This window comes from Parvimonas sp. M20 (genome assembly GCF_035282425.1).
GTDB lineage: Bacteria > Bacillota > Clostridia > Tissierellales > Peptoniphilaceae > Parvimonas.
On sequence record NZ_JAYKBQ010000001.1, the window covers coordinates 125,510 to 142,883 of the forward strand.

The window sequence follows — 17,374 nt, forward strand, 5'->3', positions numbered from 1 at the left end:
TTATATTGTGAAACAACAAGATTCCCGGGCACCCAGCCGATGCGAAGCATCGAGGAAGGGTGGGGTTGTTATTGTGAAACAACAAGGTTCCCGGGTACCCACCCGATGCGAAGCATCGAGGAAGGGTGGGGTTCTTATTAATTTTTAATTGATTGGGGGAATTTATTTGATAGAGCAACGTAGAATAAATTTATTTGTCTTAATTTTTATGAATTTGATTTTTGGAACGTTGATTTTAGTGTGGAATAATTTCAAATTAGATATGATTTATTTTTGTATTTGTTCTTTAATTTTAATTTATAGTGGAAAAACCAAAAGATTTATAAAATTTCTAATTTTTTATCTTATTTGTTTATATATAGTTTTTTATATAAAGTTGCCTGATGATTCATTTTTCTCTTTCATAGGTTTTATCAGTTATTCAAATGTAAAGATGTGTCCAACATACATGATAGCGAGTTTTATTGTTTTAGATATAAGAACAAGTGAATTGATTTATGTTTTAGGAAAATTGGGATTTGGTAAAAAAATAAGATTTGCATGTACGATTACTTTAAAATTTATTCCTATTTATTTTGCAGAAAAAAGAATTATAAAAAATGCTTTAAAGCTTAGAGGAGTAGATATTTCATTTACTAAACCTATTAAACGATTTGAATATTACATTGTACCAACTCTTTTTAGGGCATCGAATATTGCAAATGAAATGACAGAATCAGCATATACAAGATGTGCGATGTGTACTGATAGTATGAATTCAATATACTATAAAAATTTTGACATAGTAGATTTTGTTCTTATTGTTATGTTGATTTTACTAGTAGCTTCTTGGGGAGGTGGATTTATTGATAAAATTTGAAAATGTAAGTTTTACTTATGAAAATTCTGATAAAAAAGCCTTAGAAGATATAAGTTTTGAAATAAATAAAGGAGAATTAGTATTAATAACAGGAGCTTCTGGTTCTGGTAAATCTACGATATATAAATGTATAAATGGACTGATTCCGCATATTTATGACGGGGAACTTTTAGGAAATATTTTTATTGATGATAAAAATACGAAAGATTGTGAAAATTATGAGCTATGTAAAATAATAGGTTCGGTTTCTCAAAATCCGAGAGGACAATTTTTTACTGATAATACCACTTCTGAACTGGCATTTACTTTGGAAAATTTGGGATATGAAGTTAAAGAAATTGTAGAAAAAATAGAAAATATTTCGAATTTCTTTGGTATTTCAAATATTTTAAATAAAAATGTTTTGGAAATTTCTGGTGGAGAAAAGCAAAAAATCTCTATTGCATGTGTTTCAATATTAGATGCGAAAACTTTAATATTTGATGAACCTTCTGCAAATTTGGATTACTTGGGAATTGAGCTATTGAAAGAAATTTTTCTAAAATTAAAGAAAAACGGATATACTATTGTCGTTGTTGAACATAGAATTTTTTATTTAAAAGAAATTTTTGACAGGTTAATTCATATAAACAAAGGAAAACTTATTGTAAATTTAGGTAGAAAAGATGCTTTAAATTATAGTGCAGAAGATTTGAGAAGTTTAAATCCTTTCGATAATGAATTAACTGATATAAAAAAAGTAAAAAGAGAGGAAAAAATATTAGAAATAAGAAATCTTAAATTTAAAGACATTATTAAAGATATTTCTTTTGATATATATAGAGGTGAAATAGTTGGACTTGTAGGTAAAAATGGTGTTGGGAAATCTACAATTTCTAAGTTAATCTCTGGAATATATAAGAAGACTTCAGGGAAAATTTTAAGTAAAAGTTTACCTTTTGTTTTGATGCAAGATGTGGATTACCAGTTATTTTCAGAAAGTGTATTTTCAGAATTTTTCTTATCAAATAAAGACTTAACTGATGATGAAGTTTTGGAAATGTTAAAAGTTATTAATCTTTATGAAAAGAGAAATTGTCATCCATTTTCGCTTTCTGGAGGAGAAAAACAAAGATTGCTCATGGGAATTTGTGCAAAAAATGATTCCGATATTTTAATTTTAGATGAGCCGACTAGCGGTTTAGATTTTAACAATATGATTATTATTTCTGATATTATAAAAAAATTAGCAAAAGATAAAGCAATAATATTAATTTCTCATGACTATGAATTGTTGTCAAGAGTTGTAGATAGAGTGATATTTCTTGAAAATGGAAAAATCACAGAAGACTTTATTTTAAAAGAAAAAAATCAACTAACTAATATTTTTCAAAAAATAAAAGGAGGAAAAGAAAATGAAAATTAAAGATTTAGTTTTAGTTGCTATTTTAGGAGCGTTAAATTTAGTTGTTTCAATGATTGTAACATTTGCATTATTCCCATTGGGACCATATGCTCATTGTATAAGTCCGGGAATTGCAGGATTGTTTGCAGGTACAGTTTTTGTATTTATGTGTAATAAAGTTGGGAAAAAGGGGAGTTTTTTGCTGTTTTCAGGTGTTTATTTGATTGCAATGGCTGGTGCTGGATTTTACCTTCCGTGGATTATTTCATATACGGTTTCCTTTATTATAGGAGAAGTTATACTTTCATATATGGGTTATCAAAATAAAATTGCTCAATTTATAGCCTTTGGATTGATTCAAGTAGGAAGTGAATGTGGACAAATAATACCGGTAAATTTCTTCTTAGAATCATTTAAGAAAACTTGGGTAGGAAAAAATGGAGTTACAGAGAGTGCTATAAATGAGATGATAAAATTTTCAACTGGAACATATGGATTAATTAACCTTTTGATTGTATTTATACTAGGAGGACTTGGAGTTGTAATCGGAAATAAAATTTTGAAAAAACATTTTAAAAAAATTTAAAAATTTCGAGAAATAAAGATTTTAAGAGATATATTTACGTATATCTCTTTTGTTTTTTTTGAGTATATGTGATATAATTAATGTAGTTTTATGCCTTGTGATAAAACTACATTAATTTCATCGTAATTACCATAAGAAAATAATCAAAAAGGAATTACGATATAATTAAAACTTTTATGCCTTGTGATAAAACAAAATTTATTTTTTAAATAATAATATTAATTTAATTGCATATTAAAATATGTGATATAGATTTTATATAGTTAGGAGTTAGAGTATGAATATTACAATCATATTAGCTGCAGGGGAAGGAACTAGAATGAAAAGTAAGAAATCAAAGGTTTTACATAAAATTGTTAATCGAACTTTGATTGATTATGTTTATGATGCTAGTTGTGATGCAGGTAGTGATAAAACTATAATTATTGTAGGAAAAAATAAAGTTGAAGTTGAAGAAAAATTTGAAGATAAAGTATTATATAAGGAACAAAAAATAGGTAAAGAATATCCTTATGGAACAGGTTATGCGGTTCAACTTGCTGTAGATGAAATCAGTGATGACGATAATGTTTTAATTTTGAGTGGGGATACTCCTTTAATAAAAGGGGAAACTTTACAAAAATTATTAGAAGAACATATTGCTATGAACTCAAAAGCAACTGTTCTTACGGCATTTATCAATGATACTACAGGATATGGTCATATTATAAAGGACAATAATGGTAAATTTTTAAAAATAGTCGAAGATAAGGATGCTACTATTGAAGAAAAGAGAGTTAAAGAAATAAATTCAGGAATTTATGTTTTTAATGGGAAAGCATTAAAAAATTCAATAACAAAGATTGATCAAAATAATGTTCAAAATGAGTTATATCTTACAGATGCAATCAAAGTTTTAGTGCAAGATGGAGAGCATGTTTCAACTTATAAACTTGACGACATTGAAGAAATTTATGGTATAAATTCTAAACTTCAACTATTTGAAGCTGAAAAAATTATGCGTTACAGAATAAATTCAGAATATATGAAAAATGGTGTTATAATGGAAAATCCAGAAAATACTGTTATTGAAAAGGGAATAAGTATAGGAATAGATACATTTATTGGAAGTGGTGCTAGAATTTTTGGAAATACTAGAATAGGAGAAAATGTATATATAACAGGAGATTCTTTTATAGAAAATTCTGTTATAGGAAATGATGTTGTAATTAGAAGTTCTTACATAGAGGACAGCATTGTTGGAGATTCTGTAACTATGGGACCTTTTGCTCATCTTAGACCAAATAGTATTTTAAAAAATGAAGTTCATATAGGAAATTTTGTTGAAGTTAAGAATTCAACTGTTGGAGAGAATACCAAAGCTGGTCATTTATCCTATATTGGAGATGTAATTGTTGGGAAAGATGTAAATATGGGTTGTGGTTCTATTTTAGTAAATTACGATGGGAAAAATAAACACATTTCTGAAATTGGAGACGGTTGTTTTGTAGGTAGTAATTCTAATATAGTTTCTCCAGTAAAAATTGCAAATGATACTTTTATTGCTGCTGGAACTACTGTGGTTTCAGATGTGGAAAATGAAGGTTCTTTAATAATTGGACGCAGTGAAACTTTTGAAAAAGAAAATTGGGTTTATAAAAAGAATTTAAAAATAAAAAAGTAATATTTTAGGAGGAATTATGTTAGCTTATACTGGACCTATGAAAATTTTTTCAGGAACTGCAAATAGAAAGTTTGCAGAAGATATTTGTAAATGTCTTGATATGCCATTGGGGGAAATCAATATCGGTAAATTTAGTGATGGTGAAATTAATCTTTCAGTTGAGGAAACTGTAAGAGGTTATGATGTTTACATTATTCAACCAACTTGCAATCCAACTAATGACAATCTAATGGAAGTGTTAATTATGGTTGATGCTTTCAAGAGAGCTTCTGCAGGAAGAATTAATGTGGTTATTCCATATTATGGATATGCAAGACAAGACAGAAAAACTAAAGCTAGAGAACCAATTACAGCAAAATTAGTAGCTAATTTGATTGAAAAATCAGGGGCTGATAGAGTTATAACTATGGATTTACATGCAGGCCAAATTCAAGGATATTTTGATATTCCTGTGGATCATTTATCTGCTATTAAACCACTTGCTGATTTCTTCAAGGATGAATTAAAAGATGAAGACAAAAAAGATATGGTTGTAGTTTCTCCTGATTTAGGTGGAGTTACAAGAGCTAGAAATTTCTCTAATTATTTAGATTTGCCTATTGCTATCTTGGAAAAGAGAAGACCACGTCCAAATGTTTCCGAAGTAATGAATGTTATAGGCGATATAGAAGGAAAAACTTGTATAATAGTTGATGATATTATAGATACAGCTGGAACTATTACAAATGCTGCAAATGCCCTAATAGCAAAAGGAGCAAAAAAAGTTTATATTACTGCAAGTCATGGTGTATTTTCGGGAAAAGCAATAGAAAATATCTCTAATTCCAAAGTTGAGAAATGTGTTGTAACAGATACTATTCCTCAAGAAAAGAATTTAGGTGGTAAAATTGAAGTTGTTTCAGTAGCCCAATATTTTGCGAAAGCTATTGATAGAATAAATAACAATAGACCTGTGAGTATGCTTTTTGATGGAAGATAATATATATTTAATAGTAGGTCTTGGAAATCCTGGTAAAAATTACGTAGAAACTAGACATAATGTGGGATATGGGGTTATTGATATTTTAGCGGAAAAATATAGTATCAATATGAAAAAAGAAAAGTTTAAATCTTTCTGTGGTCAGATAGATATGTTTGGCAAAAAATGTGTTTTTTTAAAACCACTTACTTATATGAATTTGTCAGGCGAAGCAGTTATAGATGCAGTAAATTATTTTAAAATAAAACCTGAAAATATTATAGTTGTATTAGATGATATAGATATTCCTTTTGGAACTGTTAGAATTAAGAAAAAAGGAAGTGCAGGTACACATAATGGGTTAAGGTCAATTATTTATCATTTAGAAACAGAAAATTTTCCTAGAGTTAGGATAAGTGTTGGAAAATGTCCTGATTATATGGATTTAAAAGATTTTGTTTTAAGTAGATTTTCATCATCTGAAGAGAAAATTTTGAAAAAAGAATTAGAAATTGCTACAGATGCCGTTGAAGAGATAATAAAAAGTGATGTTGACAAAACAATGTGTAAATATAATGGAATGTGTATAGAGGAATAATATTCCTCTATATTTTTTATGAACAGGAGTAAATTATGAATTTTTTAATTGATTTTTTAAAAAATAATGAGTCATATTTGGATATGATTTCAAATTTAAAATCAAATAATGTTCCAATATATTGTAATGGACTTATTAAAGAGAGTTTATTTCATTTAATATATTCTATTTTCAATGATTTACCTAATAAAAATTTAGTTTTATTAGTTGAAAATGAAAATAGAGCTAATGAACTTTGTGATGAATTAAAAAATTTAGTTGGGGATAAGGTAGCTGTTTATCCTAATTTTGAAATAAGATTTCACAATATTAATAGCTTAGAAACTAATTTAGAAAATTTAAGAATAGGAATAATGAACAGACTTCTTTCTAAAGAGAAATTCATAATAATAACTACTGCAAGTGCTTTATCAAAAAAAATCAGCACACCAAAATTTTTTAAATCACATTATATCTACATTGATGAGGATTCTGAAATAAATCTAAACGAATTAACTGAAAATCTAATAAAGATGCATTATGATAGAGTAGATTTTGTTGAAGCAAAAGGACAATTCTCAATAAGAGGATCTATTTTTGATATATTTCCAGTAAATTTTGAAAATCCAATAAGGATAGAATTATTCGGAGATGATGTTGACTCCATTCGTATATTTGACATTAATAGTCAAAGATCTGTTGAAAAGTTGAATAATGTGGAAATAATACCTGCAAAAGAAATGGTATTATCAAAAGCTGATGTTGAAAATATTTTAAATGGTCTGAATAAAGATATTGAAAAATTACAAAAGTTAAAATTATTTGGAAAAGATATTGAAAAAGCAACAGAAAAGTTTTATCAAATTTATAATGATTTGAAGGTGAATTATCATATTTCAAATATGGATTTAATTTCACCATATATAAGAAAAGGTAGCTATTCAACTCTTTTAGATTATTTAGATAAAGATTCAATAATATGCACAGAAGATATTTTGAAAATTTATGATAAAAATTTGGAAATAGAAAATTTATTTCATGAAAATGTAGTATTTTCTATTGAAAATGCAGAGATTTTAGATTCTCATAAAGATATTTTAATTCCTTTTGAACAAATTTTAAGAAGAATTAAAGAGTTTAGTATAGTTAACTTTACACAGCTTTTAAAAAGAACAAAAATAATTAATGCAAAAAGTATTGTAAATCTAAAAACTATTGAATCTGAAATGTTCAACAGAAAATTTGACATGTTATTTCAGGGGTTAAAATGTAAATTACAAAGAGGATACAAAATTGTTATCTTTGCAGGTTCATTAGAAAAGGCTAATAATTTAAAAGAAATATTATTTGCTGAAAATATAAATTCTAATATAATTGAAGGATTAAAATTTGAATTAAAAAGTTCCATTTTAGGAATTTCTACCTTAAATTTAGAATCAGGTTTTGAGTATCCAATTCAAAAAGTTCTTTTTTTAACTCATAAAGAAATATATGGAACTGTAAAAAAGATTTCTAAAAAAACAAAGAAGAAAAGTAAAGAAAATTTACTTGATTATACAGATTTAAATGTTGGAGATTTCGTAGTTCATGAAAATCATGGAATTGGTGAATATAGAGGCATTGAACAAATAGAAGTAGAAGGCGTTGTAAAAGATCATATTTTAATATTATATAAAGGAAATGATAAATTATATATTCCAACTGATCAAATGAATTTAATTCAAAAATATATTGGTAAAGATGGATATAGACCAAAATTAAATAAATTAGGTTCTAGTGATTGGGTAAAAACAAAAAATCGTGCTAAAAAAGCTCTAGAAGAGATAGCTATAGACTTAGTTCAACTCTATGCGAAGAGAGATAAAATAAGAGGCTTTGCATTTTCAGAGGATACAACATGGCAAAAGGAATTTGAGGACAGTTTTATTTATGAAGAAACTTATTCACAGCTTAGAGCAATCAATGAAATAAAGAGAGATATGGAGCAATTTAAACCAATGGATAGATTGCTTTGTGGAGATGTCGGTTATGGTAAAACTGAAGTAGCTCTAAGAGCAGCTTTTAAGGCTATGATGGATGATAAGCAAGTTGCATTTTTAGTTCCGACAACCATACTTGCTCAACAGCATTTTAACACAGCTAATGATAGAATAGGGGAATTTCCTGTTGAAATTGAAATGCTTAGCAGATTTAGAAGTCCTACAAAACAAAAAGAAATTCTGAAAAATGTAAAAAATGGTAAAGTAAATTTACTTATAGGTACGCATAAACTATTATCAAATAAGTTAGAGTTTAAAGATTTGGGACTTTTAATAATAGATGAAGAACAAAGATTTGGAGTTAAACATAAAGAGGCATTAAAAAAAATAAAAGAAAATATTGATGTATTATCTTTATCTGCAACACCTATTCCTAGAACAATGCAAATGAGTTTAGTTGGAATTAGAGATATGAGTGTTTTAGATGATCCACCTGAAGAAAGAGTTACTATTGCTACTTTTGTTTTAGAATATAATGATTCTGTAATTCGAGAAGCTATATATAAGGAGTTAGATAGAGGTGGACAAGTTTATTTTGTATATAATAGAATTCAAGATATGGAAAAAATGTATGTTGAATTGTCAAAACTTGTTCCTGATGCTAGAATTGCAATGGCTCATAGTAAATTGTCTAACAAAGAGTTAGAGAATATAATGTATGATTTTCAAGAGGGAGAATATGATATACTATTATGTACTACAATTATTGAAACGGGAATGGATATAAAAAATTGCAATACTATGATTATATATGATGCGGATAAGATGGGATTATCACAGTTATATCAATTAAAGGGACGAATAGGACGATCTACAAGAAGAGCTTATGCATACTTTACTTATGAAAAAGATAAAGTACTTACTGAAATTTCAGAGAAGAGACTTATGGCAATAAGAGATTTTTCGGAGTTTGGATCTGGTTTTAAAATAGCAATGAGAGATTTAGAACTTAGAGGAGCTGGAAATATCTTAGGAGAGTGTCAATCTGGACATATAGAAACTATCGGATATGAAATGTATGTTAGAATGTTAGAAGAAAGCATAAAAACTGTTAAAGGAGAAAATCTTAATATTAAAAGTCAAACTACTATTGAACTTTCAGTTGATGCATATATTCCTTCAAATTATATAGGAGACAGTAATCAGAAGATTGATATGTATAGAAAAATTGCAGGAATAACATCAAGAGAAGATTTTAATGAAATTTATGAAGAATTGACTGATAGATTTGGAGATGTTCCAAAAATGGTATTAAATGTTATGAATGTTTCATATTTGAAAACTATTTCTACAGAGTTGAATTTTTTAAAAATAATAGAGAGAGAAAAATCTGTTGTATTTAAGTTTGAACAGGCAAATAGAGATATTTTAAAGCTAATCGGCGGTTTATCTGATAATTTATTTAGAAAAATTGAATTTAATTTAAATAAAAACGCCGAGTTAATATTCAATTATGATAAGAATAAACTATCAGAAAGTATTGAATTAGTTGATAATTTACTCTCTTTAAAGAAGAAAAATTGAAAAAAGCTTTGACATTCCTAAAAAAATGATGTATAATATCAAAAGATTACAATGTTAGTCGAAAAGGAGAGAAGTATGAAAAGTAAATTTATAAAATTTGTAAGTGGAATTGTATTATCGGCTATGATTTTAACCGCATGTGCAACTGCTCCAAAAAATGCTATGGTGAAAATTGGGGAAAAGTATATAACTGAAGATCAAATACAAAAAGAATATGATAGAGTAATTGCATCTTACTCTGATGATCAAAAAGCAAAATATGATGAATCAACTGAAGAAGGTAAAAAAGCTTCTTTAACTTTGAAACAAAATATATTAGAAATGTTCACTAATATTGAGGTTGTAAAACAAAAATTTGCTAAATTAGAAAAAGAATACAAAGATGAAGGAAAATCAGAAGAAGAAATATCTAAGGTTACTGTAACTAAAGAAGATGTAGAAGAGGGTTTGAAAAAAGTAAAAGATCAAGTGGGTGACAAATATGATGAACAACTTGAAAAGGCCAAACTTACAGAAGAAGAATTAAAATATAAAATAGAGGATAATTTATATTCACAAAAATTTCAAGCTTGGTTTACAGAAAATTATGCTCCAACTGATGAAGACATTATGAAAAAATACAAAGGAAGTGAATATGAGGGACCACAAATTAATGCAAGTCATATTCTAGTTGAAAAAGAAGAAGATGCAAAAAATGTAAAAAGTCGTTTAGATAATGGAGAAAAATTTGAAGACGTAGCAACTGAAGTTTCAAAAGATCCATCAGTTAAAAAAAATAAAGGAGTTTTAGGAACTTTCACTAAAGGGGTTATGGTTAAAGAATTTTATGATGCTGCTTCCAAGTTAAAAGCTGGTGAAATTAGTGAACCAGTAAAGACAAAATTTGGATATCATATTATAAAAGTGAATGAAATTGTTGAAAATTATGAAGAATTTTCAGAGGAAAGCAAAAAAAATATAAATGAAAAATTGAAAAAATCAATACTATCTGAAAACTTTAAAAATGAATTTGAAAAAATTAAAAAAGAAGTTGGATGTTTACCAATTAAAAATTTTAAATAAATTGGTTGAATTGCTTGATATTTTTTAAAAATTGATATATAATAATATTGCACAATGGTTAAGTGACCATTTTATAGGCAATTATTAAATATAATAGTGTATTTAGGAGGAAATTTTAATGAACAAATCTGAATTATTGGCTAGCATGGCCGAAAAAGGAAAAATCACAAAAGTAGATGCTGAAAGAGCATTAAATGCGTTTATTCAAACTGTTGAAGAAACACTTGTTAAAGGGGAAAAAGTTCAATTAGTTGGATTTGGAACTTTCGAAGCTAGAGAAAGAAAAGCAAGAGATGGTAGAAATCCAAGAAACCCTAAAGAAGTTATCAAAATACCAGCATCAAAAGCTCCAGTATTCAAAGCTGGAAAATCATTAAAAGAAATAGTAAATAAATAATTTTGATTACTAATAAAAAGAATCAGACTGCGTGTCTGATTTTTTTTTATAAAAAATATACTTTATGTGTTGAAAAATATAATATATTATGTTATAATATCTTGGTAAATAATCACATATTCTGATTGAACAAGTGTTGCCCAAGTGGTTCTTGTCAAGTTGAGGAATATGGGTGACTTAAAAACAGGAGGTAAGAAAATGTCACAAGTAATTTTAATGAAAAATTTATTAGAAGCAGGAGTACATTTTGGTCATCAAACTAGAAGATGGAATCCAAAAATGTCAAGATTTATTTTTACAGAAAGAAATGGAATCTATATTATTGATTTACAAAAAACTGTAAAACAAATTGAACAAGCGTATGATTTTGTAAGAGAAATTGTTGCTGATGGTGGTAGAGTTCTTTTTGTAGGAACAAAAAAACAAGCTCAAGAAGCTGTTGAAACAGAAGCAAAAAGAAGTGGACAATTCTATGTTAGTCATAGATGGTTAGGTGGAATGTTAACTAACTATAAGACTATAAGAAAAAGAATTGAAAGATTAAAGAAATTAGAACTTATGGAAGAAGATGGAACTTTCCAAAGATTACCTAAGAAAGAAGTAATTAAATTAAGAAGAGAAGCTGAAAAATTAGAAAAATTCTTAGGTGGAATTAAAGAAATGGACAAACTTCCAAATGTTCTTTTCGTAATAGATCCAAAGAATGAAAAAATTGCTGTAAATGAAGCAAAAATATTAGGTATTCCGGTTATTGGTGTCGTTGACACTAACTGTGATCCTGATGAAGTTGATATTGCTATTCCAGGAAACGATGACGCTATTAGAGCTGTAAAATTATTAACAGGTACTATTGCAAATGCTATTGTTGAAGCTAAGCAAGGAGAACAAGTTGAAACAGAAGAAGCTATAGTAGAAGAAGTAGCAGTAGAAGCAGAAGAAGTTTCTGAAGAAGTAGCAGAATAATTAGTAAGTAGAATTTTTTGGGGTAAGGATTCAAATTTTTAATATTTATCCTTACCTTATTTTTTATAGATTATATAAGTTATAGGAGGATTTTATGGAAATTACTGCAAAATTGGTAAAAGATTTAAGAGAAGCTACTGGTGCTGGAATGATGGAATGTAAAAAGGCATTACAGGAAGTTAGTGGAGATATGGAAAAAGCTATTGAATTTTTGAGAGAAAAAGGATTAGCTAAAGCTGCTAAAAAAGCTAATAAGGTTGCAGCTGAAGGTTTAATTACTTTAGTAATTGATGAAAATAATACAAAAGCAGCTCTTACTGAAGTAAATTCACAAACAGATTTCGTTGCTAAAAATGAAAATTTTGTTGCATTAACTAAAAAAGTAACTGAACATGTATTCAATAATGAATTAAAGAATATTGAAGAATTAAATTCTTCAACTATAGATGGAACAAATTTTGAAGAATATTTAAAATTACAAATTTCTTCAATTGGAGAAAACATTGTTGTTAGAAGATTGTCATTTGCTAAGGCATGTTGCGAAAATAGTATAGTTTGTGGATATGTTCACTTTAATAAAAAAGTTGGTGTTATTCTTAAAGCAAAATGTGATAGTGAAGCTACAAAGAAAGTTGCAAAAGATTTATTACAAAATATTTGTATGCATATTTCAGCAATGAAACCACAATATTTAAGTTATAAAGATTTAGATGCTGATTTTGTTGAAAAAGAATATTTAGCTCTTAAAGGTTCAATTGAAAAAGAAAATGAAGAGTTAGTTAGACTTGGAAAACAATTAAAGAGAATTCCAAAATATGCTTCAATGTCTCAAATAACTGATGAAGTTTTAAAAGCTGAAGAGGAACTATTAAAAGAAGAATTGAAGAAACAAGGTAAACCTGAAAAAATTTGGGATAAAATTTTACCTGGACAAATTGAAAGATTTATTCAAGACAATACATTAATTGATCAACAATATGCTTTATTCAGTCAACAATATGTATTAGATGATAGCAAAACAGTTTTAGAAGCTGTAAATGATAAAGCAAAAGAATTAGGCGGAAATATTGAAATTGTAGAATACACTAGATTTGAAGTAGGTGAAGGTTTAGAAAAAAAAGAAGAAAACTTTGCTGAAGAAGTTGCAAAACAAATGGGATTATAAAAATATTTTTAAGATGGCGGTATATCATTATCGCTGTCTTTTTTGTTGTGTAAAAATAAGATTCCGATGCAAAGCATTATGAAAGGGAGCTTCATTATGAAAGGGAGCTTTTTTATATTTTTTGTTAGTGAAAGAAAATAATAACAATGTTAAAAGTAAACTTGTATAGCAAAAAAAGGTTGAGAAATTGTTATTCTCAACCTTAATGTATAAACATTTTGTTATTATAGATTTTATCTATAAAATGAACCTTGTTGCCATCCACCTTTTAGATATATTGCATGAGCAATCATAGTTACTAATACATTTGAAATCGCCATTGCAAGCCATATACCAGTTGCTCCATATCCTGTAAAATTCTTGAAAAAAAGTATTAATGGAAGTCTTATTATCCAAAGTCTTATCATATCTATTGCCATTGAATATTTACTGTTTCCAGAACCTTGGAAAAGACCTTGATATACAAAAAACATATTCAGCATTACTAGAGTTATTAATGTATAGAACATATAACTATTTGCTTGTAACATAAGTACTGAATCTTTTGGTGCACTTATAAAGAAAGATAAGATTTCATATCTGAATATAAAACTTATAAATGCAATTAAAATTGACATAATAATTATAATAATGGATGCTTTTTTAAATGTTTCTTTAACTCTCTTTATATTATTATTTCCTATATTTTGTCCAATTATTGAAGTTATGGCAGAACCTACTCCACCAGGTGGAATGTTTAAGAGTCCACCTATCCTGTTTACCATACCATAAGCAGCAACAGTTTCAGTTCCATAACTTTGAATAAATGAGTTCATTATTATGAATCCTATTGCAGTTCCAACTTGCCCTATTACTGATGGTAAAGTAATTCTGTAAATTCTTTTTAAGATATGTTTTTCCCATTTAATATATATTAAACTATTTAGGTTTAATTTAATTATATCTTTATTTATTTTTAAATGAATAAATCCAACAATGCACATTATTCCTTGAGTTAATACAGTTGCAAGAGCGGCACCTTTAACTCCAAGACCAAGTCCTGAAATTGATGTAAATGGTATTACATCAAAGATAAAAACTGGATTTAGAATCATATTTAATATAACGCAAATTGTACTTATCATTGTGGGAATTGTGTTCCTGCCCTGAGCAGATAATATTGATGAATATATGTAGTAGAGAAATATAAATGGAATTCCAAGATAGCTATATTTTAAATAAATTATACTATATTTTGCTAAATCTCCAGTTGCACCCATCATTTTTACTATCAAATCAGCACTAAAATATCCTAATAACATAAATATTATTGAAAATAGCAAAGAAATATTTATTAAAGTATCAGCATACTTTTGTGCGTGTAAGAAATCTTTTCGTCCTAATAATTGAGAAATTAAAGATATTGCTGCAATTGATAGACCAATACCAATAGAATTAAATAGAAAAATAACAGGCCAAGTAAAACTTGTTGATGCAAACTCTGCTGTTCCTAATTTTCCAAGCCAAAACGCATCTGCAAGAGAGTATAATTGTTGAATAAAATTATTTAGAATAATTGGAATTGATATTATTGCAATAATTTTGTAAATATTACCATTTAAAATCATTTCACTTCGTTCTTTTTTCATACAATACCTCCCATAAAATTTATACCTTTATTATGTTCCACAATTATAGTGGAATAAAACAGGTTTAGATAAAATTTTTTTAAAAATTAATAAGGAGAGTTAACAATTTAAAGATTTATTTTTAAATTATTTAGTTTGTATAAGTATTTTTGAAAATATTTATCATAAATTATAGAAATTTATTATAATTAAATATAAATTGGAGGCTTTATTAAAAATGATTCAGGACAAATTATTCTAAATGGAGAAGATATAAGTTTATTTAATCCAGAAGATAGGAATGTTTCAACAGTTTTTCAGTCTTATGGACTTTTTAGTAATAAAAATGTTTTAGAAAATGTAGCTTATGGGTTAAAATTTAGAAATGTAAAAAAGCAAGATAGAATAAAACAATCTATTGAAATGGTAAAAAATGTTGGGCTTGAAGGGTATGAAAACAAAAAAATTCATGAATTATCTGGTGGGCAAAGGCAAAGAGTAGCTCTTGCAAGAAGCCTAGTTATAAGTCCAAGACTTATTTTGCTTGATGAACCTTTTTCGAATTTAGATAAAAATTTAAGAGTTACAATGAGAAACGAAATTAAAAAGCTTGTAAAATATTTTAAAATGACAACTATACTTGTAGCCCATGATCAAGAGGATGCCTTTACAATGGCTGATAAAGTCATCTTAATGAATGATGGAAAAATCATTCAAAATTCAACAGTTACTGAATTGTATGATGCTCTAAATAGTGAATTTTCTCTTTCTTTTATTGGAAATTCAAATAAATTGGATGATGATAATTTTATTAGGCCTGAAAAAATAAAAATAGTTGATTATGAAACTAAGGAGCATGCTGAAATTGTTTCAAAACAATTTAGAGGTGTGTTTATAGAATATCAACTAAAATTAAAGAAAAATAATCAAAAAACTTTAAAAATGATAGAATTAAATACAGGTAAAGAGAAAAATATTGGCGATGATGTTTTTATTGAATATTAATTACAAAAACTGTCAAATTAATTGAAAGATTTTTGTTGAAAAATATTTTATATAATTAAATTTGAAAAATGAAAAAAAATATAGTATAATTTAGCATATGATAATTTAATACGAATATTATTAAATTGCCTTTTATTTTATTACAAGAGGGAATGTGAAATTTTTGAATAATTCTTTATTAAAAAAGTTAAGAGATTATGATGAAACAAAAACTGCTTTTCATATGCCGGGACATATGAGAAATAAAGAAACTTTTAAAACTTTAAGTGAATTTATCGGATTGGATATTACTGAAATTGATGGTTTTGATGATTTACACCATCCTGAGGAAATTTTAAAGGAGTCAATGGATATTTCAAAGAAACTCTGGAATACCGAGGGGTCTTTTTATCTTGTAAATGGATCAACTTCGGGAATTTTTTCTGCAGTTTACAGTTTGACAAAACCTAAAGATAAAATTTTGATTGCAAGAAATTGTCATAAATCAATTTATCATTCAATAGAAGTCTTTGACTTGAACTTTGAATATATTTATCCTAAGTATGATGAAAGTTTAGGAATTTTTTTGAGTATTGATGCAAATGACATTGAGAAAATTTTACGGAAAAATTCTGATATTAAAGTTGTTTTGATAACAAGTCCGACTTATGAGGGTGTTGTTTCTGATATAGAAAAAATTGCCAATACAGTTCATAAGCATGATGCGAAATTGATTGTTGATGAAGCACATGGGGCCAGTTTTGGACTTAGTACTTATTTTCCAAAGTCCTCTATTCAACTCGGTGCTGATATTACGATTCAGAGTTTACATAAAACGTTAATGTCCTTTACTCAAACAGCTATTTTACATATTTCAGACAAAAATTTGTATTCAAAAATAAGAAAATCACTTGAAATTTTTCAAACTTCAAGTCCATCTTATATTTTAATGTCATCTATGGATTACTGTATTAGAAGCATAGAACAAAATGGGGAAAATTTATTCAATAATTGGAGAGAAAATTTAAAGTATTTCTATGAAAAATGTAAAAATTTGGAAAATCTTAGAGTTTTATCAAATATAATATTAGATGATATTTTTGAATTGGATAATTCTAAGATAACTATTTTAACTAATAAAACTGATATTTCGGGATATGAATTAATGAATATTTTAAGAAGTGAGTATGATATTGAACTGGAGATGGCATCCTTTAAATATGTAATAGCGTATACAGGTATTGGAATTTCAATAAAATCTTTGGATAAATTAATTTATGCACTTTTTGATATAGATAAAAAATTAAATCTCGGAGTTTGTAAAAATTTTATATTTAATAAATTGTTGTTAAAACGAAAGCTAAGTATCAAAGACGCAGTTATGTCTAATCTTACTGAAGTCTTTTTAAAAAATTCAATTTCAAAGATTTCAGGGGAATATGTATGGGCATATCCTCCGGGAATACCTATTTTAACACCTGGAGAGATTATAACTGAAGAAGTCTTAAATTTATTTCAAAAATACAGAGAAGAAAATATAGATTTAAGATTTTCAAAATCAAAATGTAATGATAAAATTAATATCATAAATAAAAAATAAAGGAGA

At 27.0% G+C, this 17,374-nt stretch carries 14 protein-coding genes; 13 read left to right on the forward strand and 1 reads right to left on the reverse strand.

The genetic code is table 11. The features are described 5' to 3' along the window. Window positions 1-166 precede the first annotated feature (166 nt). The 11 genes from VJI93_RS00530 to tsf all read left to right on the forward strand — a co-directional run bounded on the left by VJI93_RS00530 (window position 167) and on the right by tsf (window position 13,177). Entirely contained in the window at window positions 167-859 is a 693-nt protein-coding gene (locus tag VJI93_RS00530; protein WP_323998532.1) for an energy-coupling factor transporter transmembrane component T, read from the forward strand. Beyond that, window positions 837-2,264, forward strand: a complete 1,428-nt coding sequence (locus tag VJI93_RS00535) for an ABC transporter ATP-binding protein (protein ID WP_323998533.1) — start codon at window positions 837-839, stop codon at window positions 2,262-2,264. Before VJI93_RS00530 ends, VJI93_RS00535 begins: the two co-directional genes overlap by 23 nt. Further along, window positions 2,254-2,829: an MptD family putative ECF transporter S component gene (locus tag VJI93_RS00540; protein WP_029949146.1), complete on the forward strand. Its 576-nt coding sequence runs from the start codon at window positions 2,254-2,256 to the stop codon at window positions 2,827-2,829. Before VJI93_RS00535 ends, VJI93_RS00540 begins: the two co-directional genes overlap by 11 nt. Before the next feature lie 277 nt (window positions 2,830-3,106). Then, on the forward strand, window positions 3,107-4,492 hold the full coding sequence (glmU, locus tag VJI93_RS00545; RefSeq protein ID WP_323998534.1) for a bifunctional UDP-N-acetylglucosamine diphosphorylase/glucosamine-1-phosphate N-acetyltransferase GlmU: 1,386 nt from the start codon (window positions 3,107-3,109) through the stop codon (window positions 4,490-4,492). A 16-nt stretch (window positions 4,493-4,508) separates the two neighbouring features. After that, the gene (locus VJI93_RS00550; RefSeq protein ID WP_323998535.1) at window positions 4,509-5,471 is read left to right on the forward strand and encodes a ribose-phosphate diphosphokinase; all 963 of its coding nucleotides are present in this window, start codon (window positions 4,509-4,511) and stop codon (window positions 5,469-5,471) included. Continuing rightward, window positions 5,461-6,048 carry an aminoacyl-tRNA hydrolase gene (gene pth, locus VJI93_RS00555; RefSeq protein ID WP_323998536.1) on the forward strand — a complete coding sequence of 196 codons (588 nt, stop codon included), beginning with the start codon at window positions 5,461-5,463 and terminating at the stop codon, window positions 6,046-6,048. The genes VJI93_RS00550 and pth overlap by 11 nt, the downstream gene beginning before the upstream one ends. Before the next feature lie 35 nt (window positions 6,049-6,083). Then, window positions 6,084-9,590, forward strand: coding sequence for a transcription-repair coupling factor (mfd, locus tag VJI93_RS00560; RefSeq protein WP_323998537.1), 3,507 nt, complete (start codon window positions 6,084-6,086; stop codon window positions 9,588-9,590). A gap of 75 nt (window positions 9,591-9,665) precedes the next feature. Further along, entirely contained in the window at window positions 9,666-10,652 is a 987-nt protein-coding gene (locus VJI93_RS00565; protein ID WP_323998538.1) for a peptidylprolyl isomerase, read from the forward strand. 118 nt (window positions 10,653-10,770) lie between these two features. Further along, entirely contained in the window at window positions 10,771-11,049 is a 279-nt protein-coding gene (locus VJI93_RS00570; RefSeq protein ID WP_323998539.1) for an HU family DNA-binding protein, read from the forward strand. A gap of 198 nt (window positions 11,050-11,247) precedes the next feature. Next, a complete protein-coding gene (gene rpsB, locus VJI93_RS00575) occupies window positions 11,248-12,012 on the forward strand; it encodes a 30S ribosomal protein S2 (protein WP_323998540.1) in 765 nt (254 codons plus the stop codon). A gap of 94 nt (window positions 12,013-12,106) precedes the next feature. Continuing rightward, window positions 12,107-13,177: a translation elongation factor Ts gene (gene tsf / locus VJI93_RS00580; RefSeq protein ID WP_323998541.1), complete on the forward strand. Its 1,071-nt coding sequence runs from the start codon at window positions 12,107-12,109 to the stop codon at window positions 13,175-13,177. A 233-nt stretch (window positions 13,178-13,410) separates the two neighbouring features. Here tsf and VJI93_RS00585 read toward each other — a convergent pair whose 3' ends face one another. Beyond that, complete coding sequence (locus VJI93_RS00585; protein WP_323998542.1) at window positions 13,411-14,805, reverse strand: MATE family efflux transporter; 1,395 nt, start codon at window positions 14,803-14,805, stop codon at window positions 13,411-13,413. 252 nt (window positions 14,806-15,057) lie between these two features. Between VJI93_RS00585 and VJI93_RS00590 the strand changes: the two genes are divergently transcribed. Beyond that, window positions 15,058-15,789, forward strand: a complete 732-nt coding sequence (locus tag VJI93_RS00590) for an ABC transporter ATP-binding protein (RefSeq protein ID WP_323998648.1) — start codon at window positions 15,058-15,060, stop codon at window positions 15,787-15,789. Between the two features lie 154 nt (window positions 15,790-15,943). Beyond that, on the forward strand, window positions 15,944-17,368 hold the full coding sequence (locus VJI93_RS00595) for an aminotransferase class I/II-fold pyridoxal phosphate-dependent enzyme (RefSeq protein ID WP_323998543.1): 1,425 nt from the start codon (window positions 15,944-15,946) through the stop codon (window positions 17,366-17,368). The last annotated feature ends 6 nt before the right edge of the window (window positions 17,369-17,374 follow it).